Below are 23378 nucleotides of genomic sequence, written 5' to 3' on the forward strand. Positions count from 1 at the left end.
CGCCGTGTTGCCTCCGAGCCTATCGGGGTCCGGGGGCGGGTGGTGTGTCCCGGTCCAGCGCCCTCGTCCCGCCTTTTTCCTCGTTCGTCCCTCTGCCGTGACGTGCGCCACACGCGCTAGGCTCTTGGTCTAGACCTCTGGCGAGGGCCCGGAGGTCGCGCCGACGCTGAGCGAGGAAACAGCCATGCGGAAACTGGTCGACGTCAGCCACCAGATCACCGACGGGATGACCACCTGTCGTGGCCTGCCGGAGCCGGTCGTGGAGGAGGGGAGCGCCTCCTGGGGCGCCGAGTCCGGTCACGAGGCCAGCAGCGGTCGGGTCACCATGGTCGGCGCCACCGGCACGTACGTGGAGATGCCCTCCCACCGGTACCGGGACGGAGCCGACCTGGCCGACCTCGACCTGGAGCGGGTCGCCGACCTGCCGGGCGTGGTCGTCACCCCCGCCTCCGGTCGTGCGATCGGCCCGGACGCCTTCTCCGGCGTCGACGTGCGCGGCCGGGCCGTGCTCGTGCGCACCGGCTGGGACCGGCACTGGCGCACCGACGCCTACGGGAGCTCCGACCACCCCCACCTGACGGAGGACGCGGCCAAGGTCCTCGTCGACGGCGGCGCCGCCCTGGTCGGCATCGACGGGATCGGCGTGGACGACACCTCGCCCGCCGCCGAGGGCGCCCGCCCCGCGCTCGCCGTCCTGTTGGCGGCGGGCATCCCGGTCGTGTCCCACCTGTGCCTGCTCGACCAGCTGCCCGAGGAGGGGTTCGCCTTCCACGCCGTGCCCGCGAAGGTGCGCGGGATGGCCGCCTTCCCGGTGCGCGCCTTCGCCGTGCTCCGCTGACCGCTGCCCGGTCGGCTCGCGGAACCGCCCCTGGACGCCGGTCTCCTCCCCGGGAACGGGGATCCCTCAGAGGTCGGCGTCCACGTCCTTCTGGGCGCGCCGCCTCTCCCTCTGGGCACGCCGTTCGGCCTCCTGCTGGGCCGCGCGCTCGTCCTGGGCGACCGCGTTGGTCATCGCGTTGGACAGCGCCCGCAGCTCCATGTTGATCCGCGGGTAGGCGGGCAGCCTCGGCAGCGCGCCCAGACGCGGTGTGCGTCGCTCGTCCATCGAGGCGACCAGCTCCTTGAAGGCCAGGTCCACCCGTTGCAGCGTGATGATGCCCACCGGCGTGGGGTGCTCCAGAGCCAGCGCGGACAGCGCCAGGTACCCGGTGCGCTGCGTGGCCACCACCACCGGCCACAGCGGGCGGGTGGAGGCGGCGCGGGGCACGTCGCCGATCGCGCTCTCGTAGACGCCGCGCAGGTTGACCAGGGCGGCGCGCATGTCGCGGCGCAGCTGGTAGCGGCGTTCCGGGCCGAGCGGCAGGTCCTGGTCGAGCACCGCCACCACGCACTGGCGGGCCGTGTCCAGGACGCCGCTGATCGCCTGCGGCAGCCGGGTCGCCGACGCGCCCCGCCACAGCAGCAGCGCCCCGGCCAGCCCGAACACCGAGCCGATCACGGTGTCGATGATGCGCGACTCCGCCAGCGCCGTGATCGGGTGCGGGGAGGCGGTGTAGGACAGCAGCAGGGCCATCGGGGTGAGCGCCACCGACGCGTAGAAGAAGCTGCGCCCCACGACCAGCTGCGTCAGACCCTGGAAGGTTCCGGCCAGGACCACGACCGTGGGGAGCGGCAGGTCGAGTGTGAGCAGGAACGCGCCGACGACCACGCCGATCAGGGTGCCCAGCGAGCGCTGCACCGCCCGGTTGGTGGTCAGGACGACGTTGCCGCCCTGCAGGACGGCGGTCGCGGTGATCGCCACCCAGTAGTAGTGGTCCAGACCGATCCACAGTCCGAACATGCCGCCCAGGGTCACCGTGATCCACATGCGCAGCGCGGTCGGCCGGATCAGGGACTCGGCGCTCAGGCTGGAGCGCAGCGCGCCCCACAGTGCCGGGTAGCGCTGGTCGTCCAAGGCGCGGGCGCGTTCGTCCTCCTCGTCGTGGCCGGGCCGGTGCGCGGACTGGGCCGTCCTGGCCAGCAGCCCGTACAGCCGGGCCTCCAGGGAGCGGGGGCGCATGCCGCGCCGCAGGTCGTCCAGGTCGGTGGGGTCGGGCGACAGATCCGCGTCGGCGATCGCGGGCACCAGCCGGTCGGCGAACGCGGCGGCGCCCTCAGGCAGGGGCGTGGTCCGCGCCATGCACACCTGGGTGGTGGCCAGGTGGATGTCGGACACCCAGCGCAGGAGTGAGCGCAGCCGGGCAGCCTCGGGGGTGGCGCGGTAGCCGCGGGTCTGCGCGAGCAGGACGATCCGCCAGGCCTCGGCGACCGCCACCGACGCGCGGTGCTGGGCGTGGTCGAGTTCGGGGGTCCCGACCGCGCGCAGCAGCGCGGCGAGCTCCCGGTAGGCCTCCGCGACCGCGCGGTACTCGGGGTGCCGGGCGCGGACGGGCGCGCCCGACATCGACACCGCCCAGCCGATCGCCGCGCCCATCGCCGCCACGCCGGCGTGCAGCGGCACGTCGGACAGCCCGCCGGGGGCGATCGTGGAGATCGCGCAGACCAGGACGAAGAAGAGCGGTCCGGGCTTGTCCACCCGCCAGGCGGCGCAGACCCAGGTGGCGAGCCCGGCGATGAGCCCGATCACCGCGACCGACGCCCACACCGACAGCGCCGAGGCCAGCGATCCGAGGGTCACGCTGGCGACGAACCCCAGCCCGACCAGGGCCAGGGCGGCCGACCGGTAGACGTAGGGGGTCTTCTTCTCGTAGAGGACCGTCATGGAGCCCAGGGCCGCCAGGGTGCCGATCTCGGGGCCCAGCAGCCACGCGGCCAGCCCGAAGGACGTGGCCATCGCGACCGCCGCCTGCACGGCGGTGGTCCAGGCCCACGTGCCCGACTCCAGGCCGAACACCGCCTTGAGGTCGACCCTGGGCCGGGGGCGCTCCGCCACGCGGGCGCGCTCGGGTCCCTGACCGGGTGGCCCGCCCAGGTGCATCGGGCCGGTGTCGCCGGTCGTTCCCAGATCTCGCACGACTTCCATCCTAGAACGGGACAAAGGGGAGATTTGTGGCTATTGGTGGGTGTCGGCGGCGCGTGTGTCCGAACCGGCCAGTGCCGGATCGGCCCCGTCGCCGTCCCGGAGCGCGGCCTCGGCGCGCTCGGCGCGTTCCTCCGCGCGGGCGCGTGCCTCCTCGGCGACGGCCAGACGGGCGGCCGCGGCCGTGCGGGACTCGCCGAGCGTGATCTCGGCGTTGCGGCGCTGGGTCTCCAGCTCGGCGGCCAGGCGGGCGCGTTCGGCGTCGGCGCGCTCCAGCTCGGCGGTCAGCCGCGCGCGCTCGGCGTCGGCAGCGGCGCGGTCGGCCTCGCGCCGCTCGTGGGCGCGCTCCACCTCGGTGTCGAAGCGGGCGCGTTCGGCGGTCAGCGCCTCCGCCGCCTCGCGGGCCCGCGCCTCGGCGCCCTCGGCCCGGGCGGTGGCCCGTTCCGCGGCCACGGTGGCCTCGTCGCGCAGCCGGGCGTACTCGACCGCCTCCGCCCTGAGCTGCTCGGCCTCGGCGTGCGCGTGCTGGAGGCGGCGCGCGGCCTCGGCGCGGGCGTGCTCCAGCTCGCCCCGGACCCGCTCCACCTCCCGCCGGGCGCGCGCGTCGGCCTCGGCGACCCGGCGGTGCGCGGCGGCCAGACCGGCGTTGGCCTCGGCGACGGCGGCGTCGCGATCGGCCCTCGCCAGCGCGGCCTCGTCCCGGAGGAGGTCGCGCTCGGACTCGGCCGCGTCCCTGCGCTCCAGCGCCTCCTCGGCGATGCGCTCGGCGGCCTGGGTGGCGGCCACCGCCGACGCCGCCGCGTCCTCGGCCACGCGCCGGGCCGACTCGGCCTCGCGGCGCCGGTTCTCGGCCTCCAACCGGGCGGCGTCGGCCTCGGCCGCGCGCCGGGCGCCCGCGAGCCGGGCCGCCTCGACCTGGGCCTCGGCCTCGGCGGGGTCGGTCATGGTGCGGAAGGCCTCGGCCGCCGAGCGCAGGGTCTCGGCCATCTGCTCGCTCTGCACGGAGAAACGGGTGAGGAGGTCGTCCGCGCGCAGCCGGGCGGCGGTCACCGGTTCGGCGGGGGCGGCGGGGGCGTCGCCCGCGGCGAGCACGGCCTCCTCCTCGCGGCGTTCCGACTCCTGCGCCAGGCGCTGCCGTTCGCGCCAGGCGCGCCACCGGGTGTGCTCGGGCAGGTCGCAGTACTCGGGCGGGCGGCCGGGGGAGGAGCCGCGGGGCACGGGCCGGTCACAGCCGGGGAAGTTGCACGTGTTGGAGTCGGAGGTGGCCACGGGGGTGAGCGTAGCGGTTCGCCGCGCCCCGCGCCGGGCGTGTCGGGGCGGGCGTGCGCCCGCCCCCGTGCCGGGGGACCGCACGGGGGCGGGACGGGGCCACCGGTCCGTGCCTCAGTCGTGCGCGCCGAACCCGTCGACGCGGCAGACCATCGTGGTCACGAACGGCCGGAAGCCCTCCTGCTCCAGGAAGCGGATGTCCTCGGAGCTGGTCGCCAGCGCGGAGAACTCGATGTCGCGCACGCCCATCGCGGAGAGCTGACGGCGCATCTCCTCCAGGAGCTTGGAGCCGACGCCGCTGCCGGCGTACTCCGGGTCGATGGCGAAGGTCTGCACGACCGCGACGCGTTCGCCCCGGTCCCAGCTGCCCTGGGCGTTCTCGCGGATGGTCACCATCGCGTACCCGGCGGGGTCGTCGCCGCTCTCGGCGAGGATCGCCATGGTGTCGGGGTCGGCGAGCCAGGAGACGTACTGGGCGCGGCGGCGGCGCCACGACTCGTCCAGGCTCACGGCGCTGATGATGTCCGCGAGATGCGGGGCCGTCACCGTGTGCTGCTGGTGGAGGGCGCCCCACAGGTCCACGAGCTCGTCCACCTCATGAGCGCCCAGGTAGCGAAAGCTGAGGACGCCGACGTCAGACGGCCGAGGTTTGGTCATCAGCGAAGTTTGCATGTTCTTTCCACCCGTTCCACCAGCATTGGGTGCTGATCCCCTGGGGCGCGTGTCCCAACGGCCCGTGGTTGAACTGTGCGTCTGACTGTACGTGCCGGTACTGACCGGGACATCGCCGACACGAGGAAAGACGGTCACGAGATCACCATAAGGAAAGAAGTTCTGAATTTCTTTGATCGATCACGGCGGTGCGCCACGTGGTCGCCCCTGGACGGTGTGCAGCGAATCACGTGGCGAACTCGGGCAACATGTCGGAAACCTCCGCGAAACACGGCCGTCCTGCCATAAATTGGGACACATGATCGACGTTCGGCGGTTGCAGCTCCTCCAGGCCCTCGATCGCCACCGCACGGTGGCGGCCACGGCGGAGGCGCTCAACGTCACACCGTCGGCGGTCTCCCAACAGCTCGCCGCCCTGGCTCGGGAAGCCGGGGTTCCCCTCGTCGAACGCTCGGGCCGCCGATTCCTGCTCACCGGTGCCGCGCGGGTCCTGCTGGAGCGCGCCCCCGCCATCTTCGCGGAGATGGAGCGCGCCACCTCCGACCTCGCCGAGTACGTCGCGGGCGACCGCGGCGTCGTGCGCGTGGGCTCCTTCGCCACCGGTATCAGCGACCTCGTCGCCCCGGCCCTGGCCCGGCTGCGGGTCAGCCACCCCGGCTGGTCCTTCGAGGTGGTCCAGGCCGAGCCCGAGGAGTGCACCGAGATGGTGCGCTCGGGCCGCCTCGACATCGCCGTCACCATGTCCTCGGAGGACCTGCCCTCGACCGGCGACCCGGAGTTCCGCACCGACCCCGTCATGGTCGAGCTGTTCGACGCGATCCTGCCCTACCAGCACCCGCTGGCCACCCGCACCAGCCTCCACCTGGCCGAGGACCTCGCCGACCAGGACTGGATCATGTCCGCTCCGGGCAGTGCCTGGCACTCGTGCGTGGCCGCCGCCTGCAACCGGGTGGGCTTCCAGCCCCGCGTGGTGCACGCCGTCGACGACTTCAGCGCCGTGTTCGGCATGGTGCAGGCCGGACTGGGCGTGACCCTCATGCCGCGCCTGGCCTGGACCGGGCTGAGCACCCCGCACATCGTCGTGCGCGGGGTGCGCGAGACCGCCCGGCGCCACGTCGTGGCCCTGTCCAGGGCCGGGGCCAACCCCGAACCCCTGCTCACCGCCGTCCGCGAGGCCGCCAGCAAGGTGCCCGTGCCCTCGGTGGGGCCGTTCGCGGTCGCCGGGTAGGGTCGGGCGCCGTATCGCCGCGCCGCTTCACGTCTCCGGGAGCGGCGGAACCTCGTCGAGGACGTCCCGGGCGGCCTCGTGCAGGTACCGCGCCACCACCCGGATCGGTCGCCAGGCCCACCCGCCGGTGCGCCCGGCCAGGAAGATCCGGCGCACGCCGCCCAGCTCCCCGAGGGGCGCGTGGGTCACACCGCGCCGGGTCGACACCGACAGCCGTGACATCACCCCCACCGCCACCCCGGAGGCGACCAGCTCCTCGCACAGCTCCAGGTTCTCGATCCGGTGCGTGATCCGCGGCGTGAACCCGGCGTCGGCGCACATCCGCTGGACCAGGGCCTCCTCGTCCCCCCGGTACGGGCTGGCGAACCACGACGCCCCGGCGAACTCGCGCAGCCGCCGCCGCGTCAGCGTCCGGCTGTCGCCCCGGTCCGAGGGCTGGGACAGCAGCAGCCCCTCCGTCCCGATCGGCCGCACCGTCAGCGTCCCCGGAAATTCCCGGGGCAGCAGGCTGTACTGGTAGACGACCCCCAGATCCGCCTGGCCGTCCTGGAGGAGCGCCAGCGCCTGCTCCGACTCGTACTCGGTCAGGCGGACCTCGATGCCCGGGTGGTCGTCGCGAAGACGGCGCAGCGCGGGCAGCACCACCGGCGCGGCACTGGTGTACATGACCAGGTGAACGCGGCCGGCGGGGGCGCCCTCACCCTCGAACTCCGCCTGGGCGGCCTCCACGCGGGCCAGGATCCCCACGGCGTGCTCCGCCAGCCGCCGACCGGCCGGGGTCAGCCGCACCCGGCGTCCGTCCGGGACGAGCAGCGGTACGCGGGTCTCCCGTTCCAGGACGGCGAGGTGCTTGGAGACCGCCGAGGTGCTCATGCCCGTGACCTCGGACACAGCCGCCATGGTGCCCAGGCGCTCCAGTTCGACCAGCAGACGCAGCCGGGTGAAGTCCATCTACCAAAACTACATGGTCCGTCAACCACTGGTTCGTGGACAGAAACGGACGAGATCGATCCAATGGTCGGGTGATCCCCTCATCCATCTCCTCGCTCCGCCGTGCCGACGTCCGGGTCCCGGCCCCGTTCCTGCTGCTCATCGGCATGTTCACCCTGCACACCGGCAGCGCGCTGGCCGTCACCGCCTTCGACCAGGCCTCCCCCGCCACCGTCACCTGGCTCCGGCTCACCTGGGCGGCGCTGCTGCTGCTCGCCCTCGGCGGTCGCTCGCTGTGGCGGGCCGTGCGCGAGGCGACGTGGCGCGAACGCGGCTCCGTGGTGATCCTGGGCACAGCGAGCGCGGGGATGATGCTGTTCTACTCCGAGGCCACCGCCCGGATCGAACTCGGCACCGCGACCTCCATCGAGTTCCTCGGCGCCCTCGTGGTGGCCGTGGCCGCCATGCGCCGCCGCCGCGAACTCGTGTGGATCGCCGCCGCCGGAGTCGGCGTGGTCTGCCTCACCCGCCCCTGGCAGAGCGACCTGGACGTGCTCGGCCTCGGCCTGGCCCTGGCGGGCGCGGTCTGCGTCGCCGCCTACATCGTGCTCACCCAGCGGGTCGGCGCGGGCTTCGGCGCCGTCCACGGCCTGGCCCTGGCGATGACCGTCGCCGCGCTGGTCAGCGCCCCCCTGGGCGCCCCCGCCGCGATCGCCTCCCCCGACCTCGACCTCATCCTGCTCACCCTGGGCATCGCGCTCCTGTTCCCGCTCGTGCCGTTCCTGCTGGAGATGGTGGCACTCCAGCGCATGAGCCGCACCGCCTACAGCACCTTCGCCAGCCTCGAACCCGCGGTCAGTCTCGTCATGGGACTGCTCATCATCGGCCAGGCCCCCGCGGCGGTGCAGGTCGCGGGTATGGTCCTGGTGGTGGTGGCCGGTGTGGGCGCCTCCCGGGGCGACGGCGGGGGACGAGCGGCCCCATCCCCGGAACCAGACACGCGTCACTCGTGTCACGACGGCTCCGCGGCACGAAACGACGCCACGATGCACTAATTTGGTCCGATCATGGCCGCGACATCTGATCTCGAACTCCTGCGTGCCCACGAACCGGTGCTCATGTGCACCAAGGGGGAGCTCTTCTTCCCCACCCGCGTGGACAGCTACGTACGCAACTGCAGCCTCTGGATCGAGGAGCCGGGCGGACGCGAACGCGTCCTGGTCCCGGCCGGGGAGCTGACCCTCGAACGCCTCGGCCAGGCGGAGGAGGAGTGGCCCGGCCGCCACAAGCACCTGCGGTTCGTCCAGGAGGAGTCGATCCGCGAGGAGGCGCGCCGGTTCCGCGGCATCGCCCGCACCGTCATCCCCAAGAGCGGGCGACTGGCCGCCGTCGGCGTCCTCGGCCGCATCCTCGACATCCTCATGAAGTTCTCCCTGCTCATCCGGGGCGCCGTCCCCGGCGGGGTGACCTTCGCGGCCGTGACCCGCTACCGCGAACGCGTCGACGACGGCGGCGCCACCTACTACGGGCGCGTCATCCGCGAGGGCGGCTACGTCATCCTCCAGTACTGGTTCTTCTACGCGATGAACGACTGGCGGACCATCTACGGCGGCGTCAACGACCACGAGGCCGACTGGGAGCGCGTCACCGTCTACCTGGCGGAGAACCCCGACGGCACCTGCCGTCCGGCCTGGGTGGGCGCCTCCTCGCACGAGTACCAGGGCGACGACCTGCGCCGCAGCTGGGACGACCCCGACCTGCACCGGGTCGGCGACCACCCCGTGGTCTACGTCGGCGCCGGATCGCACTCGCACCAGATGCTGCCCGGCGACTACCTCATCCAGGTCGACCCCGCCGTCCTGCGCGGGGCCGTGCGCGCCTACCGGAACGTCACCCGCCTCCTCTTCCGCGCCGACAGCGCGATCAACCGCCACGGCATCGGCGTCCCCTTCGTCGACTACGCCCGCGGCGACGGCATGCGCGTGGGACCCGGCGGCGACCGCGAGTGGAACCCCGTCCTCATCGACGACGACACCCCCTGGATCCGGGGCTTCCGCGGCCTGTGGGGACGCGACACCGGCGACTTCTTCGACGGGGAACGGGCCCCCAGCGGCCCCCGCTACGAACGCGACGGGACCATCCGCCGCTCCTGGGCCGACGCGCTGTCGTGGGTCGGCCTGCACAAGGTCGCCCCCACCGAGACCGCCGCCCGCGCCGAACTGCGCAGCCACGTGGACACCCTGGACGCGCGGCTGCGCGAACTCGACGCCGACATCGTCGCCCGCCGCGACCGCCTGCGCCAGCTCGACTCGGCGCGCATGGTCCTGCACCGCCAGGCCAGCTCCCGCCCGCTCGCCCGCGAGCACGCCGAGCGCATGGAGACCCTGGAGAAGGAGCTCGCGGAGCGCTACGAGGAGCGCGTCCTGACCGCCGACGAGCGCGACACCCACCTGCGCGCCCTGGCCGACGACACCCCGCTCGTGCCCGAGCCCACCGGCCACCTCAAGGCCCCGCACCTGCCCTACTCCTCGGGCAAGCAGCGCAGCACCCGCTTCCTCCACCTGTGGGTCGCCCTGAGCACCCCGCTGCTGCTGATCTCCCTCGGACTGACCCTGTTCCTGCTCACCGGTCAGGTCACGCTGTACGCCATGCTCGGCGTCGTGGTGGGCTTCGCCGCCGTCGACGCCCTGGCCCGCCGCAAGTTCCTCCAGTTCCTCACCGGGCTGGCGATCCTCGCGGTCGTGGTCGGGGTCGTCGTGGGCGTGGTGGCCGCCTTCATCGCCGACTGGCGGATCGCCCTCGCCGTCCCCATGGCCGTGGTCGTCGTGGTCCTGCTCGTGGTCAACGTGCGCGACCTGCTCCGCCGCTGACCCCCCGCCGGGGCGCGCCCCGGCGGGGAGGGGAGACCGGGGGAGAATGGAACCATGACCGACCCGCTCTTCGGCGCCCCGCCGGTGACCGTCGCCCCCGGCGCCGTCCACCTGCCCGGCTGGCTGTCGCCCGAGGACCAGGTCGACCTGGTCCGGCGCTGCCGCCGGTGGGCGCGCGCCGGGATGGTCCAGCACGCCATGCCGCGCGGCGGCGTCATGAGCGTGCGCATGCTCAGCCTGGGCTGGTACTGGGAGCCGTACCGCTACTCCCGCACCCTGCCCGACGGGACCCCCGTCCCGCCCTTCCCCGGCCTCTTGGGCACGCTCGCCGAGCGCGCCGTCGCGGACGCCCTCGGCGCGCCGCCCCCACCCGACGCCGCCCCCTACGACGTCGCCCTCGTCAACTTCTACGGCGCCCACGCCCGCATGGGCATGCACCAGGACCGCGACGAGCGCTCCGACGCACCCGTGGTCTCCCTCAGCCTCGGCGACGCGTGCGTGTTCCGCTTCGGCAACACCGAGACGCGCACCAGGCCCTACACTGACGTGGAGCTGGGCAGCGGCGACCTGTTCGTGTTCGGTGGCCCGTCCCGCATGGCCTACCACGGCGTCCCGCGCACCCGCCCCGGCACCGCGCCGCCCGCGTTGGGCCTGGAGGGGCGGCTCAACATCACCGTCCGCGCCTCCGGCCTGGCCCCCTGACCCCCCGGACATCGTGACGAGAGGCCGACCGGTGCACGACGACGAGACCGCCTCACGCGAACTGATCCGACTCATGACCGGCCCCTGGGTGGCCAGGTCCGTCGCCGCGGCCGTGCGGCTGGGCGTCATCGACCACCTCGAGGGCGGCCCCCGACCCGCCCCGGAGCTGGCCGAGGCGCTCGGGCTGGACCCCGACCGCCTGGGGCGCCTCCTGCGGCTGCTCGCCGCGGTGGGGGTCGTGCGGCGCTCCCCGGACGGCCACACCCTCACCGCCACGGGCGAACGGCTGCGCCGCGACCACCCCTCCGGCCTGCGCGACCTCGCCCTGCTCTACGACAGCGACCTGTTCACCCGGGCCTGGGAGCACCTGCCCGAGGCCGTGCGCAGCGGGCGGACCGGGGTCGACCTCGCCCACGGCACCGACGTGTTCTCCCTCCTGGAGGCCGACCCCCACGAGGCGGCGCGGTACGCGGCGGGCATGGCGGCCGGGGCGCGCTTCGTCCGGGACCTGCCCGGGGTGTACGACTTCACCGGCGCGCGCACGGTCGTCGACCTCGGCGGAGGCAGCGGGGAACTGCTCGCCGCCGTGCTCGACCACGCGCCCGGCGCGCGCGGTGTCCTCGTCGAGCGCCCGCCCGCCCTGGTGGCCGCCCGCCACCGCCTCGCCGCCCACGTGGAGGCGGGCCGCTGCGACCTCGTCGAGGGGGACTTCCTGGCGACGGCCCCCGAGGGCGGCGACGTCTACGTGCTCTGCCGGGTCCTGCACAACTGGTCCGACGCCGAGGCCGGGCGGATCCTGCGGCACTGCCGCCGGGCCATGGCCCCCGACGGGCGCGTCCTGGTGGTCGAGCGCGTGCTCCCGGACGCGCACGACCCCTGGCTGTCCCTGGTCTTCGACGTGCACATGATGGTCATGACCACCGGGGCCGAGCGCACCGAGCGCCAGTACGAGGAGCTCCTGCGCGGCGCCGGTCTGACCACCGACCGGATCCTCGACCTGCCGCTGGAGATGCGCGTCCTGGTCGCCCGGCCGGTCGGCCCGTAGCGGGGTCGGTCACGCGCCGAGCAGGGCGCGCACCCGTTCGGCGTCCCGCTCGGCGGCCTCCGCCGACTCCCCGGCCGCCGCGAGCCGCTCGCGCCACCGGTCGACCGCCGCCTCGACGCCCTGGCGCACTTCGCGCTGGGCCGCGGCCAGCGACGCCTCGATCTCCTCCCGCTCCCTGCGGCCCTTGCGGTGACCGAACAGGGCCGCGGCCATGCCGAGCACGGTGAGGACCAATGCCAGCACGGATCCGGTCGTCAGCCCCACCAGCAGGAACACACCGGCCAGGCCCAGACCCGACCACATCAGGGCGGGGCCGCCCGTCTCGGTCCGGTGACGGGCCAGGGCCCGCTTCTCGGCGTTCCGCAGGTCGCCGAAGTCCGCTCCGGCACTGGTCAGTGCCACCCGCTCACCCGCCACCGTGGCCCAGGACGCGTCGGCGACCGGCTCGGTGGCCCGGTCCACCAACGATGCGACGGCCGCCAGGACGGCGGGGCGCTGGAGGGTGAGCGCGAAGGCGCGCCGCTGCGGTGGCGCGTCGTCGCGGGCCAGATCCGCGTCGAGGTGGTCGGCGACCGTGCCCACCGTGTCCCCCCACTCCGGTCGCGGACCGGTGCTCCCGCCGGCCTCGACCACCGCCCGCAACTCCCTGGCGCGGGCCAGCAGCGGAGCCTCCTCGGGGGCGCCCTCCTCGACGAGGATCCGCAGGGCCGATTCCAGGAACGCGGTGCTGGCCGCGTCCGGGGCGGTGGGTGCGTCGGGGACCTCGGCGGAGTCCAGAGCGGCGATCCGGGCGACGTTGCCGCGCAGGGCGGCCAGGGCACTGGCCGCCTCCGCCCGCTGGGCCATCGCGTCCGTGCCGTCGCGGCCCCGGCCGGGACGCGGGCGGGGCCGGGGGCCGGCGCCCATGTCGGGCGCGAACAGCGCGTCGGCGGCGGACGCCGACACCTCCTCCCGCGACCACGCGGCCACCGTGGACAGCAGCAGGTCCTCGCGGGCCTCCTCACCGAAGGCGCCGTCGGCGACGAGGATCCACAGGGCGCGCTGGCCGCGCGTCACCCAGGCCGAGGGCGCGGGCAGGTACGGGAGCAGGCCGGCGGTCAGGGCCTCACCGAGGGCGCGGGCGTGCCCGGCGTCGCTGAGCGCGACGGCCAGCGCCGCGAAGTGCCGGGCGCGCTCCTCGTCGCGCTCGGCGGCGTCGTCGAAGCGGACCCGGGCCGTGGCGATGTCACCGCGGAGCAGGGCGTGCAGGCCGTGCGCGGCGGGGACGAGCCAGTAGTCGGGGGCGTCGTCCAGCTCCAGGCGGGCGGGGACGGCCCCGTCCAGCATCTGGAGGGTCCGGTGGCGGGCGATCGCGGTCCGGTCGAACATCGCCAACGTGGCGCGGATGTCGCTCAGCTCGACGAGGGCGTCCTGGGTGGCCGACACGCGGCCGAGTCGGTCCGCCAGGCTGCCCCGAAGGGACGACAGCGCCGAATGCTGGCGTGTCATCGACGCGTGGGCGTCCCCCAGGCTCTCCTCGAGGTCCTGGATCCTTCGGTTCTGTACGTAGTCGGCGAAGTCCATCGATCCCCTTCCCGCCGTGTGGTGGCGTATCCGGGGATCGGACGTGCGCGACGCGTCCGCGGTTCGGTCTCGGAGTATCCGGTGACCGCGTCGTTATCTCGTGGACGCCGTGGGCCCGCGCATGGGCGGATAGGTGCTCAGACGCCCTGGCGCGCGACGGCGCCGAAGGCGCCCACCACCGCGCCGAGCGCGAACATGGACGCCTCGTCCTCGTCCATGTGCACGATCCCGGCGGGGACGCGCACCCGGTAGGGCTTGACCTCGGCGCGGAGGATCTCCAGGCCGTCGATGATCCTCTGGCCCTCCAACATCAGCAGTGCTTCCTCGACCCTGCCCGTGCGGTCGCCGCGTGACCAAATCGACATGTGCTCACCCTAACGACCGCCCGGGCCGGGGACAACGGCGCCGTGGACGGGGTATCGCCCGTGGTCGGGGCGGTTCCGCGCCTGAGCCGCTCCGGAGCGCGCGACGTGCGCGGCGGTCGGGGAGGGGGCCGTCCCGGGGCGCGGGCGGTTGTCCCGGAGGGCGGCGGCGGTGCATTCTGGCCGGGCTCTCCGGACCGGTGGGGCTGGGTGCGGTACCCGTACGCCACCGCGAGTCGGAACCCGACCCAGCCACGCCAACGAGCCTCGACCGTCTCCTGCGAACCCGAACGGACCGGCCGACCGGGCCGCAGGCACACCGGGACACGGTCCCGCGTCCCGCCGTGTCACGCGGCCCGGGTCGTCCCGGACACGGCCCGTGACGGGCGACGACGCCCCCGGGTCCGATCGGGTCCGATCGCTCCCAGAAAGAAATCTACATCGTAAGGGTGGCGTTGTGGTTCGCGCTGTGCCAAGAGCCGGGCGACTCACCCGGCCCGCGCGGGTCAGCGACGCTGGCCGAGGATCCAGTGGCCGCCGGAGGACCAGCCCAGGAACCGGCGCGCCGTCTCGGACTCCCCGTCCGTCGGTTCGCCGCCGTCCAGGACCAGGCGCAGCCCGCCCAGCACGGGGGTGAGCCGTTCGCCCGTCAGGCGCGGCAGGCCGCCCAGGCGCTCCGCGCGGCCTCCGCCCAGCCGTGGCGCGGCCGCGCGCCGACGCTCACCAGGGCGGCCAGATGGTGGGCGTGCAGGAGTCGGGAGAGCGCGGGGTTGGCGACGGCGGCCGTCTCGGCCTCGGCGGTCAGGTCGGGAATCACTGAGGCCAGGACCTCCGCCGACGGGATGACTCCCCACTCGACCAGCTCGTCGGGGGTGCTGGCGCTGGCTCGGACGACGATCGCCCGGAGCGGTGCGGGGACCGGCCAGGTGCCCGGGACGCCCTCCGCCCCGGTCGTGGGGCGCAGGATCGCGTCGGTGTCGGCGATGCCGGAGCCGCCGGTCAGGGGAGCGAGCCGGTCCAGCAGCATCCGGGAGAGCACGTCGTGCGTGGGACGGGCCGCGTGCTCGGCCTGTTCGCGGCGCACCGCCGTGTGCCGGGCCGATCCGGGGACGCCGCGCTTGCGCACCATGGAGTCGACGGCGTGCTGGAGCAGGCCGCGACGGCGCGGGGAGGGGCCGGTCCCCTCCACCGCCTCCCGCAGGGCGGTGAGCAGGACGGCGAGGTACTCCTTGGGCTTGCGGTGCTTGGCGCACAGGGTGTGCTCGGCCGCCAGACGGCGGTACTCCTCCAGCAGCGCCCTCCCGCGCGCGGTCCAGTCGCCGGGGCGCCGGACGTCGACGCGGCCGTCGACCGCGGTCTCCAGCCAGTGCGCCAGCACCCGGTCGGCGAACGGGTTCCACACCGCCAGGGCCTCCTGCTGGACGTGGGGCGGGCCGGTCACGTGGGTGCGCGCGCGAAGGGAGTCGCGGACCTCACCGAGGGTGTGCCGGAAGACCGTGCCGGGGGGTGTGTCCTGACGGGGCGCCGGGCGCGGGGTGAAGCACAGCCGGTCGGCGAACGGCTCGATGTCGGCCAGGACGCGCAGCGCGGCGGCGGTGTCCCCGGCGCGCAGCAGCCAGGCGACGGTGAGCAGCGCGCCCTGTTCGGGAAGGTCCAGCGCGTAGTCGCCGCTGTCGAGCAGGGCGGTGAGTTCGGCCAGCCCCTCCTCGGTCAGCAGGTGCGCGTGGATGGCGTGGCGTCGGGAGGGCAGGCCGTGGCGGGCGGCGAGGGCCTCCTCGTGGGGGCGCGGGGATCCCTCCGCGGCGGCGCCGCCGGTGGCGAACCCGCCGTGCACCACATCGGGGGTGACCCAGGCGGGCAGGTCGCGGACCGGGGTGCGGGAGCCGATGGTGAGCGTGCCGTCGCACATGCCCTCGATGACGCGGGTCCACGCCTCGACCCGGGCGCGCGCCACCGCGCGGACGGCGGGGTCCTCGTGGTCGAGGGCCGTGGTCAGGACCGAGGAGAGTTGCGCGGCGGGGTAGGCGTCGCCGATCGTGATGGGGGTGTCGTTGGGATTCATGCCAGCGCGGCGGGTTCCGCCCCCGCGCCCTCCCGGTCCGGAGCCAGGCGCTCTGCTGCTGAGTCACACGCTGTGTCGGTCCCGGAGGCTGACAGAGGGCCCCGGGGCGGTGCCACCGATTTCTCCGGTTCCTCCGGGTCCGGGCGGGTGCGTCCCGGCTGGGCGCACCCGCGCGGCTGTCAGCGGGTCCTGACGATCGTGGCGAGCAGGCCCGCGATGATCATCATCGACAGGCTCACGATCATGAGCACGACCGCGACGGTTCCGATCATGGTGTGTCCTTACGTTCGTCGTTTCCGGGCACCGTGCGTACGCGCGTCGGCGCCCGACGCGCCGGTGCCGGGAACGGGTGCGGCGCGTACCCCTTCGTGGGGTCACCCTATCTCGGCGTCGCGGGGGTGGCGTGCCGGGGCGGTCGCGCTGACCAGGGACGTGCCCGACCACCCGCGTGCCGGGTCTGGCCGCCGCGGGGCCTTCCGTGGTGCGATGGTGGCATGGGCACACGCGGAGTCCTCATCGACATCGACGGCGTCCTCACCGTGTCGTGGCGGCCGATCCCCGGCGCGGCGCGGGCGCTGGAGCTGCTGCGGCGCGCGGGCCTGCGCACCGTCCTGCTCACCAACACCACCTCGCGCACGCGCGCGGCCATCGCCGGAGCCCTGCGCGGGGCGGGGTTCGACGTGGCCGAGGACGACGTGCTCACCGCGCCGACCGCGCTGGCCGCGTATCTGGCGGGGCACCATCCCGGGGCGCGGTGCCGCCTGGTCAACAGCGGTGACATCCGCGCCGACCTGGCCGGTGTGGACCTGGTGGAGGAGAATCCGGACGTGGTGGTCACCGGAGGGGCCGGGCCCGAGTTCGACTACGCCACGATGGACGCGGCCTTCAACGACCTGCGGTCGGGCGCGCGCCTGGTGGCCATGCACCGGAACATGTACTGGCGCACGGAGGAGGGCATGCGGTTGGACGCCGGCGCCTTCGTGGTGGCGCTGGAGCGGGCCGCCGGGGTGTCGGCCGAGGTGGTGGGCAAGCCGGCGGAGGCGTTCTTCACCGCGGCGCTGGAGCGGTTGGGCCTGTCGGCGAAGGAGACGGCCATGGTGGGGGACGACGTGGTCAGCGACGTGCTCGCCGCCCAGCGGATGGGGATCAGGGGTGTGCTGGTGCGCACGGGCAAGTTCGAGGAGGGCGTGCTGGACCGGATCGAGGGGATGCCCGATCACGTGGTGGGGTCGTTCGCGGACGTGCCCGCGCTGCTGGGGGCGGACGAGGCGCCGTCCGGCCAGGAGGCCCAGGACCGCTGATAGGCGTCGACCAGCCACCGGTCGGCCCAGGCGGCGTCGGCCGCGGGGGGAAGGTCGGCGGTCTCGCACAGCGCGGACAGGCGCCGCTCCAGGTCGTGGGTGCGCTCCAGGGCCTCCCGCCGGGTGTGTTCGCCCCGGCGCAGGGCGCGCAGCCAGGACCGGTCGGGCTCGGGGATCGGCAGCGTGAGGTCGCCGGTCTCCATGAGTTCCACGCCCTGGAGGCCGAGCCGGATCATGTGGTAGGCGTACTTGGTGTCGAAGCCGTGGACGGCCTCCAGTTCGGGCCGGTTGGTGTGCCTGCCGCCCCGGACGCCCTCCATGCGTTCGCGCTGGGCGCGCAGGTAGCCGAGGAAGCGGTGGCCCGCGCGGCGGGAGACGAAGCGCCGGCGGTGGGCGCGCAGGTCGTGGCCGAGCTCGGTGACGGTGACGATCGCGTCGCGGGGGACGAAGAGGGGCAGCAGGACGGTCGGGTTGCCGTCCAGGGCCAGGCGGGTCCACTTGCGCAGGGAGTACACGGTCAGTTCCAGGTCCCCGGCGCCGGAGCGGACGTGGTCGGGCTGGCTGCGGTACATGTACTGCTCGAAGTGGCGCAGTCCGATGACGTACTCGGGCGGCTCCACGCAGACGCCCATCTCGTCGCGGTCGCTGGCGGCGTCGACGGCCAGGCCGTGCACGGTCGAGCCGACCTCGCAGCGCAGGATCATGCCGTGCTCGGCGATGCGGGCGAAGGCGGGGTCGGAGTGCTTCACGGGTCTCCTCGGCGGATCTGGCGGGCAGCGGGGGGCGCGCACGCACGGTAGCGCGCCCGAACGGCGGGACGCGACGGGTGATCCGAGGTGCGGTTCGGGGCCTTTGTGCCGATATCGGTCACCTGGGACTCTTGCCGTGTGAGGGACCGGGGCCGTTTACTGGTCGGGCGTCGCCGGGTCCGGTGGCGCCGCCGATCGACCGCAGAAAGCAGGATCGTGTCCGCCGACAGCCCCAAGATCGACACTTCCGTCCCCCACAACGCCCGCATCTGGAACTACTGGTTGGGCGGGAAGGACAACTACCCGGTGGACCGGGAGATGGGCGAGCAGATCCGCTCGTTCTTCCCGGAGATCGTGGACAACGCGGTGGCCGACCGCGCCTTCCTCGTCCGCGCGGTGACCTGTCTGGCGGAGGAGGGTGTGCGCCAGTTCCTCGACATCGGCACCGGGCTGCCCACCCACAACAACACGCACGAGGTCGCCCAGTCGGTGGCGCCGGAGTCGCGTGTGGTGTACGTGGACAACGATCCGCTGGTGCTCGCGCACGCCCGTGCCCTGCTGACCGGCAGTGAGGAGGGCACCACCGACTACGTGGACGCCGATCTGCGCGACCCCGACACCATCCTGTCGGAGGCGGCGCGGACGCTGGACCTGTCGAAGCCGGTGGGTCTGATGCTGCTGGGCGTGATCAACTTCGTCGACGACGACGCCGAGGTGCGCGCGATCCTGGACCGTCTCCTGGGCGCGCTGGCCCCCGGCAGCTTCCTGGTGGTCTCGCACCCGACCGACGACATCGACCACGAGCGCGCGCACGAGGTGGCGGCGGCGTGGAACGAGAAGGGCACGCCCAAGCTGACGGTCCGGACGGCCGAGGGGATCCGGGCGCTGTTCGACGGCCTGGAGCTGCTGGAGCCGGGGGTGGTCTCGTGCTCCCTGTGGCGGCCGGAGGAGACCGAGGTGGGCGAGGTGCGCCCGGTGGGTGAGTACGGCGGCGTGGCCAGGAAGAACTGACGCGGTGCCGCGCGTGTCCCCGCCCTGGCGGACGGGGTCGGGGACACGCGCGGCAACCGGGTGCGGGCCGGGGCCGGAGGACCGCCGGGTGCGGTCAGCGGGGGCGCTGGTCGATGATGCGGCGGAACTTGCCGACCGACCGTTCGATGCCCTCGGGGTCGACGACGTCGACGGTGACGCTCACCCCGACCCGGTCCTTGACGGTGGCCGTGAGGCGCTGGGCGAGGTCGGCGCGCTGCTGGTCGGTGCGGTCGGGGCGGGCCTCCACGCGCACGGCCATCCGGTCCAGGCGCCCCTCACGGGTGAGCACGAGCTGGAAGTGCGGGGCCAGGCCGTCCAGGCCCAGGACGATCTCCTCGATCTGGGTGGGGAAGACGTTGACGCCGCGCAGGATGATCATGTCGTCGCTGCGGCCGGTGACCTTGTCCATGCGGCGCATGGGGCGGGCGGTGCCGGGGCGCAGGGTGGTCAGGTCGCGGGTGCGGTACCGGATGACGGGCATGGCCTCCTTGGTGAGGGAGGTGAAGGCCAGTTCGCCGTACTCGCCGTCGGGCAGGACCTCGTGGGTGACGGGGTCGAGGATCTCGGGCAGGAAGTGGTCCTCCCACACGTGCAGGCCGTCCTTGGTCTCCACGCACTCGTTGGCCACGCCCGGACCCATGACCTCGGACAGGCCGTAGATGTCGACGGCGTGCAGGTCGAAGCGGTCCTCGATCTCCAGGCGCATCCGCTCGGTCCAGGGTTCGGCGCCGAAGATCCCGACCTTGAGCGAGCTCGTGCGCGGGTCGACGCCCTGGCGTTCGAACTCGTCGAGCAGGGTGAGCATGTAGCTGGGGGTGACCATGATGACGTCGGGCTGGAAGTCCTGGATGAGCTGGACCTGCTTGGCGGTCTGGCCGCCGGAGGCGGGGATGACCGTGCAGCCCAGTCGCTCGGCCCCGTAGTGGGCGCCCAGCCCGCCGGTGAAGAGCCCGTACCCGTAGGCGACGTGGACCTTGTGGCCGGGGCGGCCGCCCGCGGCGCGGATGGAGCGGGCCACGACCTCGGCCCAGCGGTCGATGTCCTGACGGGTGTAGCCGACGACGGTGGGGCGTCCGGTGGTGCCGCTGGAGGCGTGGATGCGGCTGACCCGCTCCTGGGGGACGGCGAACATGCCGAAGGGGTAGTTGTCGCGCAGGTCGGCCTTGGTGGTGTGCGGGAAGTGCCGCAGGTCGGAGAGCTCCCTGAGGTCCTCGGGGCGGACGCCGGCCTCGTCGAACTTCTTCCGGTACAGGGGCACGTTCGTGTAGGCGTGCTCCAGGGTCCACCTGAGCCGCTCCAGTTGCAGGGCGCGCAGCTCGTCGACACTCATGCGCTCGGCCGGGTCCAGCAGGTCGGGTGCGGGCGCCTGGCCGAGGCGGGTGCCGGGGGCGGGACCGGTCGACCGCCGGATGGTGTCGTCGCTGGCCATATGAGACTCTCCGTGTACCGTGCGCGGCGCGCCGCCGGATCGGACGCCTGGACGGGTGCGGCGGCGCGGTCGGCGCGCGAGATGGGCGGCGGCCCGCTACGGGGCGGGCCGACTTGCTTACTGACCGAACGTTCGGTTACTAATGCATTAAGGCAGTCTCCGGGCAGGCGTGTCAAGGAGAGGTGTCGATGAGTTCACACGTGGCGGTGGCGCACACCACCGCCCTCAACATGGGAGGCCCCGCGTGAGCGACGTCTACCTGGTCGACGGGGTGCGCACCCCTCAGGGCCGCTACGGCGGCGCGCTGTCGGCCGTGCGACCGGACGACCTGGCGGCCACGGTCGTGGCCGAGGCCGTGCGCAGGTCCGGAGTCCCCGGCGACTCCGTGGACGAGGTCGTCCTCGGCGCCGCCAACCAGGCGGGCGAGGACAACCGCAACGTCGCCCGCATGGCGGCGCTGCTGGCGGGGCTGGACCCGAGCGTCCCCGGGTACACCGTCAACCGCCTGTGCGCCAGCGGCCTGACCGCGGTGGCCTCCGCGGCCCAGGCGATCCGCGCCGGTGAGGCCGACGTGGTCGTGGCCGGCGGTGTGGAGTCGATGACCCGCGCCCCCTGGGTGATGGCCAAGCCCGGCAGCCCCTGGGCCAAGCCCGGCGAGGTCGCCGACACCTCCCTCGGCTGGCGCTTCACCAACCCCAGGTTCGCCGACCACGACGCCCAGGCCCCGGCGGACGCCTCCCCGAACGACCTGCGCTACACCCTGTCCATGGGCGAGACCGCCGAGGAGGTCGCGGTCCTGGAGGGGCTGACCCGACAGGAGTGCGACGCGTTCGCGCTGCGCAGCCACCGGCGGGCGGTCGCCGCGGCCGAGGCCGGGCGCTTCGACCGCGAGATCGTCCCCGTGACGGTCACCGGCCGCAGGGGCGCCACCCACGAGGTCGGCGCGGACGAGGGCCCCCGCCCCGACACCGACGAGGACTCCCTGGCCAGGCTGCGACCGGTCTTCCGGGCGGGCGGCATCGTCACGGCGGGCAACTCCTCGTCCCTGTCCGACGGCGCCTCCGCCCTCGTGCTGGCCAGCGCCGAGGCGGTCGAGCGGCACGGACTGGCACCGCGCGCCCGCGTGGTGGCCTCGGCCTCGGCCGGGGTGCCCCCGCAGATCATGGGCCTGGGCCCGGTGCCCGCCACCGAGAAGGTGCTCGCCCGCGCCGGGTGGGCGCTCGACGAGGTCGGTTCCGTGGAGCTCAACGAGGCCTTCGCCGCCCAGTCCCTGGGCGTCATGCGCCGACTCAAGCTCGACCCCGAGCGCGTCAACGCCGACGGCGGCGCGATCGCGCTGGGTCACCCGCTGGGCAGCTCCGGCGCCCGCATCCTGGTCACCCTGCTGAACCGCATGGAGCGCGAGGACACCCGGCGCGGCCTGGCCACCCTGTGCGTGGGCGTGGGCCAGGGCGCCGCCCTGCTGGTCGAGCGGGTCTGAGGGGGAGCCTGATGACCGACGTCAAGCACTCCGTCGTCGGCGGCGACGAGGACGGCGACTTCGAGACGCTGCGCGTGGACTGGCGCGAGGACCGCGTGGTGGTGGAGCTGCACCGCCCGCGGGCGCGCAACGCCATCAACGGGACGATGATCGCCGAGCTGCACGAGGTGTGCGCCCGAGTGGAGGCCGCCCCCCGGCCCCTGCTGCTCACCGGGCACGGGGACGTGTTCGCGGGCGGCGCCGACATCGCCGAGCTGCGCGAACGCGGCCGCGAGGAGGCCCTGGCCGGAATCAACAGCCGCCTGTTCGAGCGCCTGCACCGGCTGCGGGTCCCCACGGTCGCGGCCGTGGACGGCTACGCCCTGGGCGGCGGCGCCGAACTGGCCTACGCGTGCGACATCCGCCTGGCCACGCCCACCGCCGTGTTCGCCCAGCCCGAACCGGGCCTGGGCATCATCGCCGGGGCGGGCGCCTGCTGGCGGCTGCGGGAGCTGGTCGGGCTGTCCGTGGCCAAGCAGGTCCTGCTGGGCGGATTCCGGCTGGACGCCGAGGCGGCCCTGCGGCACGGCCTGGTCGCCGAGATCGTGCCCGCCGAGGAGCTGCGGGACCGGGCGCACGCCCTCATCGACCGGATGGCCGCCTCCTCCGCGCTGGCCCTGCGCATGACCAAGATGGTCCTGGACGCCGACGGCGCGCACCCGATCGCCGACGACCTGACCCAGGCGGTGCTGTTCGAGAGCGCCGACAAGCACGACCGGATGACCCGTTTCCTGGAGAGGAAGAAGCGTTGAGCAGCACCGACACGGGCGTGCCCGCGACCGTCGCCGTCATCGGCGGCGGCACCATGGGCGCGGGGATCGTCCAGCAGTTCCTCACCGCGGGCGCGGACGTGGTGCTGGTGGAGGCCACCGACGCCGCCGCCGAGGCGGGCCGGGGCCGGGTGGCCGCCGGGCTGGACCGGGCGCGCGAGCGCGGCAGGATCGACGCCGAACCGGCGGCCTGCCTGGCGCGGCTGACCACCGTCACCGACACCGCCGCCATCCCCGCCGACACCGGGCTGGTCGTCGAGGCGGTTCCGGAGCGGCCCGACCTGAAGATCGCCGTGCTGACCGCCGCCGAGGCGGCCGTCGGCGAGGAGACCGTCCTGGCCTCCAACACCAGCTCGCTGTCGGTGACCGACCTGGCCGCCGCGCTGCGGCGGCCCGGCCGGTTCCTGGGCACCCACTTCTTCAACCCCGTCCCCGCCTCCAAGCTGGTGGAGATCGTCACCGCCCCGGACACCGACGCGGCGGTCGTGGCCGCCGTGCGCGGCTGGGTGGCCGCCCTGGGCAAGACCGAGATCGTGGTCCGCGACGCGCCCGGGTTCGCCACCAGCCGTCTGGGCGTGGCGCTGGGCCTGGAGGCGATCCGCATGGTGGAGGAGGGGGTGGCCTCGCCCACCGACATCGACACCGCCATGGAGCTGGGCTACCGGCACCCGATGGGTCCGCTGCGCCTGACCGACCTGGTCGGCCTGGACGTGCGGCTGGCCATCGCCGAACACCTGGCCAAGGAACTGGGGGACCGGTTCGCGCCGCCCGACCTGCTGCGCCGTAGGGTCGCCGAGGGAAAGCTCGGGAAGAAGACCGGGCAGGGCTTCCACACCTGGGACGAGGGAGAGTAGGC

General features: G+C 74.1%; 21 protein-coding genes and 1 tRNA gene. 11 read left to right on the forward strand and 11 right to left on the reverse strand.

Annotated features, from left to right (window positions below):
* Positions 1–184 precede the first annotated feature (184 nt).
* Positions 185–838 carry a cyclase family protein gene (locus AB0I72_RS07605; RefSeq protein ID WP_358564126.1) on the forward strand — a complete coding sequence of 218 codons (654 nt, stop codon included), beginning with the start codon at positions 185–187 and terminating at the stop codon, positions 836–838.
* A 66-nt stretch (positions 839–904) separates the two neighbouring features.
* Here AB0I72_RS07605 and AB0I72_RS07610 read toward each other — a convergent pair whose 3' ends face one another.
* The 3 genes from AB0I72_RS07610 to AB0I72_RS07620 all read right to left on the reverse strand — a co-directional run bounded on the left by AB0I72_RS07610 (position 905) and on the right by AB0I72_RS07620 (position 4945).
* Positions 905–2977, reverse strand: coding sequence for an FUSC family protein (locus AB0I72_RS07610; RefSeq protein ID WP_358564587.1), 2073 nt, complete (start codon positions 2975–2977; stop codon positions 905–907).
* Between the two features lie 75 nt (positions 2978–3052).
* Positions 3053–4288 (reverse strand): hypothetical protein, encoded by a 1236-nt coding sequence (locus AB0I72_RS07615; RefSeq protein WP_358564128.1) that lies wholly within the window; start codon positions 4286–4288, stop codon positions 3053–3055.
* A gap of 114 nt (positions 4289–4402) precedes the next feature.
* Positions 4403–4945: a GNAT family N-acetyltransferase gene (locus tag AB0I72_RS07620; protein WP_358564130.1), complete on the reverse strand. Its 543-nt coding sequence runs from the start codon at positions 4943–4945 to the stop codon at positions 4403–4405.
* Between the two features lie 313 nt (positions 4946–5258).
* On the opposite strand from AB0I72_RS07620, the gene AB0I72_RS07625 reads away from it, so the two are divergent.
* Complete coding sequence (locus AB0I72_RS07625; protein WP_358564132.1) at positions 5259–6188, forward strand: LysR family transcriptional regulator; 930 nt, start codon at positions 5259–5261, stop codon at positions 6186–6188.
* 27 nt (positions 6189–6215) lie between these two features.
* On the opposite strand, the gene AB0I72_RS07630 is transcribed toward AB0I72_RS07625, so the two are convergent.
* A complete protein-coding gene (locus AB0I72_RS07630; protein WP_358564134.1) occupies positions 6216–7139 on the reverse strand; it encodes a LysR family transcriptional regulator in 924 nt (307 codons plus the stop codon).
* A gap of 71 nt (positions 7140–7210) precedes the next feature.
* On the opposite strand from AB0I72_RS07630, the gene AB0I72_RS07635 reads away from it, so the two are divergent.
* From AB0I72_RS07635 to AB0I72_RS07650, 4 genes are read left to right on the forward strand one after another with little or no spacing between them, the layout of a single operon-like run.
* Positions 7211–8173 (forward strand): EamA family transporter, encoded by a 963-nt coding sequence (locus tag AB0I72_RS07635; protein WP_358564136.1) that lies wholly within the window; start codon positions 7211–7213, stop codon positions 8171–8173.
* 12 nt (positions 8174–8185) lie between these two features.
* Positions 8186–9988, forward strand: a complete 1803-nt coding sequence (locus AB0I72_RS07640) for a hypothetical protein (protein ID WP_358564138.1) — start codon at positions 8186–8188, stop codon at positions 9986–9988.
* 54 nt (positions 9989–10042) lie between these two features.
* A complete protein-coding gene (locus AB0I72_RS07645; protein ID WP_358564140.1) occupies positions 10043–10690 on the forward strand; it encodes an alpha-ketoglutarate-dependent dioxygenase AlkB in 648 nt (215 codons plus the stop codon).
* Between the two features lie 31 nt (positions 10691–10721).
* On the forward strand, positions 10722–11735 hold the full coding sequence (locus AB0I72_RS07650) for a methyltransferase (RefSeq protein WP_358564142.1): 1014 nt from the start codon (positions 10722–10724) through the stop codon (positions 11733–11735).
* A 9-nt stretch (positions 11736–11744) separates the two neighbouring features.
* Here the strand turns inward: AB0I72_RS07650 and AB0I72_RS07655 are convergent, their stop codons facing one another.
* The 5 genes from AB0I72_RS07655 to AB0I72_RS07675 all read right to left on the reverse strand — a co-directional run bounded on the left by AB0I72_RS07655 (position 11745) and on the right by AB0I72_RS07675 (position 15795).
* The gene (locus tag AB0I72_RS07655) at positions 11745–13298 is read right to left on the reverse strand and encodes a hypothetical protein (RefSeq protein WP_358564144.1); all 1554 of its coding nucleotides are present in this window, start codon (positions 13296–13298) and stop codon (positions 11745–11747) included.
* A 137-nt stretch (positions 13299–13435) separates the two neighbouring features.
* The gene (locus AB0I72_RS07660) at positions 13436–13663 is read right to left on the reverse strand and encodes a hypothetical protein (RefSeq protein ID WP_358564146.1); all 228 of its coding nucleotides are present in this window, start codon (positions 13661–13663) and stop codon (positions 13436–13438) included.
* A gap of 503 nt (positions 13664–14166) precedes the next feature.
* A complete protein-coding gene (locus AB0I72_RS07665; RefSeq protein ID WP_358564148.1) occupies positions 14167–14289 on the reverse strand; it encodes a hypothetical protein in 123 nt (40 codons plus the stop codon).
* A 20-nt stretch (positions 14290–14309) separates the two neighbouring features.
* The gene (locus AB0I72_RS07670; RefSeq protein WP_358564150.1) at positions 14310–15722 is read right to left on the reverse strand and encodes a hypothetical protein; all 1413 of its coding nucleotides are present in this window, start codon (positions 15720–15722) and stop codon (positions 14310–14312) included.
* 1 nt (position 15723) lies between these two features.
* Positions 15724–15795: transfer RNA gene (locus tag AB0I72_RS07675), tRNA-Arg, on the reverse strand.
* Between the two features lie 421 nt (positions 15796–16216).
* Between AB0I72_RS07675 and AB0I72_RS07680 the strand changes: the two genes are divergently transcribed.
* Positions 16217–17023, forward strand: coding sequence for a TIGR01458 family HAD-type hydrolase (locus AB0I72_RS07680; protein WP_358564152.1), 807 nt, complete (start codon positions 16217–16219; stop codon positions 17021–17023).
* Here AB0I72_RS07680 and AB0I72_RS07685 read toward each other — a convergent pair.
* Positions 16939–17772: a nucleotidyltransferase domain-containing protein gene (locus AB0I72_RS07685; protein ID WP_358564154.1), complete on the reverse strand. Its 834-nt coding sequence runs from the start codon at positions 17770–17772 to the stop codon at positions 16939–16941. The genes AB0I72_RS07680 and AB0I72_RS07685 overlap by 85 nt on opposite strands.
* A 216-nt stretch (positions 17773–17988) precedes the next feature.
* Between AB0I72_RS07685 and AB0I72_RS07690 the strand changes: the two genes are divergently transcribed.
* Positions 17989–18783 carry an SAM-dependent methyltransferase gene (locus tag AB0I72_RS07690; RefSeq protein ID WP_358564156.1) on the forward strand — a complete coding sequence of 265 codons (795 nt, stop codon included), beginning with the start codon at positions 17989–17991 and terminating at the stop codon, positions 18781–18783.
* A gap of 94 nt (positions 18784–18877) precedes the next feature.
* On the opposite strand, the gene paaK is transcribed toward AB0I72_RS07690, so the two are convergent.
* The gene (gene paaK, locus AB0I72_RS07695) at positions 18878–20233 is read right to left on the reverse strand and encodes a phenylacetate--CoA ligase PaaK (protein WP_358564158.1); all 1356 of its coding nucleotides are present in this window, start codon (positions 20231–20233) and stop codon (positions 18878–18880) included.
* A 244-nt stretch (positions 20234–20477) separates the two neighbouring features.
* Between paaK and AB0I72_RS07700 the strand changes: the two genes are divergently transcribed.
* The 3 genes from AB0I72_RS07700 to AB0I72_RS07710 are packed head-to-tail and all read left to right on the forward strand — an operon-like array spanning position 20478 to position 23376.
* Complete coding sequence (locus AB0I72_RS07700; RefSeq protein ID WP_358564160.1) at positions 20478–21713, forward strand: thiolase family protein; 1236 nt, start codon at positions 20478–20480, stop codon at positions 21711–21713.
* 11 nt (positions 21714–21724) lie between these two features.
* Positions 21725–22504 carry an enoyl-CoA hydratase/isomerase family protein gene (locus tag AB0I72_RS07705; protein WP_358564162.1) on the forward strand — a complete coding sequence of 260 codons (780 nt, stop codon included), beginning with the start codon at positions 21725–21727 and terminating at the stop codon, positions 22502–22504.
* A complete protein-coding gene (locus tag AB0I72_RS07710) occupies positions 22501–23376 on the forward strand; it encodes a 3-hydroxyacyl-CoA dehydrogenase family protein (RefSeq protein WP_358564164.1) in 876 nt (291 codons plus the stop codon). The genes AB0I72_RS07705 and AB0I72_RS07710 overlap by 4 nt, the downstream gene beginning before the upstream one ends.
* The last annotated feature ends 2 nt before the right edge of the window (positions 23377–23378 follow it).

This window comes from Nocardiopsis sp. NPDC049922, assembly GCF_040660275.1.
Taxonomy (GTDB): domain Bacteria; phylum Actinomycetota; class Actinomycetes; order Streptosporangiales; family Streptosporangiaceae; genus Nocardiopsis.

What these genes read in the sequence shown, in the direction of transcription:
- AB0I72_RS07630 (WP_358564134.1), bottom strand. Translation starts at nt 7,139, where the DNA reads ATGGACTTCACCCGGCTGCGTCTGCTGGTCGAACTGGAGCGCCTGGGC.
- AB0I72_RS07625 (WP_358564132.1), top strand. Translation starts at nt 5,259, where the DNA reads ATGATCGACGTTCGGCGGTTGCAGCTCCTCCAGGCCCTCGATCGCCAC.
- paaK (WP_358564158.1), bottom strand. Translation starts at nt 20,233, where the DNA reads ATGGCCAGCGACGACACCATCCGGCGGTCGACCGGTCCCGCCCCCGGC.
- AB0I72_RS07680 (WP_358564152.1), top strand. Translation starts at nt 16,217, where the DNA reads ATGGGCACACGCGGAGTCCTCATCGACATCGACGGCGTCCTCACCGTG.
- AB0I72_RS07670 (WP_358564150.1), bottom strand. Translation starts at nt 15,722, where the DNA reads ATGAATCCCAACGACACCCCCATCACGATCGGCGACGCCTACCCCGCC.
- AB0I72_RS07605 (WP_358564126.1), top strand. Translation starts at nt 185, where the DNA reads ATGCGGAAACTGGTCGACGTCAGCCACCAGATCACCGACGGGATGACC.
- AB0I72_RS07620 (WP_358564130.1), bottom strand. Translation starts at nt 4,945, where the DNA reads ATGACCAAACCTCGGCCGTCTGACGTCGGCGTCCTCAGCTTTCGCTAC.
- AB0I72_RS07610 (WP_358564587.1), bottom strand. Translation starts at nt 2,977, where the DNA reads ATGCACCTGGGCGGGCCACCCGGTCAGGGACCCGAGCGCGCCCGCGTG.
- AB0I72_RS07655 (WP_358564144.1), bottom strand. Translation starts at nt 13,298, where the DNA reads ATGGACTTCGCCGACTACGTACAGAACCGAAGGATCCAGGACCTCGAG.
- AB0I72_RS07660 (WP_358564146.1), bottom strand. Translation starts at nt 13,663, where the DNA reads ATGTCGATTTGGTCACGCGGCGACCGCACGGGCAGGGTCGAGGAAGCA.
- AB0I72_RS07640 (WP_358564138.1), top strand. Translation starts at nt 8,186, where the DNA reads ATGGCCGCGACATCTGATCTCGAACTCCTGCGTGCCCACGAACCGGTG.
- AB0I72_RS07705 (WP_358564162.1), top strand. Translation starts at nt 21,725, where the DNA reads ATGACCGACGTCAAGCACTCCGTCGTCGGCGGCGACGAGGACGGCGAC.
- AB0I72_RS07645 (WP_358564140.1), top strand. Translation starts at nt 10,043, where the DNA reads ATGACCGACCCGCTCTTCGGCGCCCCGCCGGTGACCGTCGCCCCCGGC.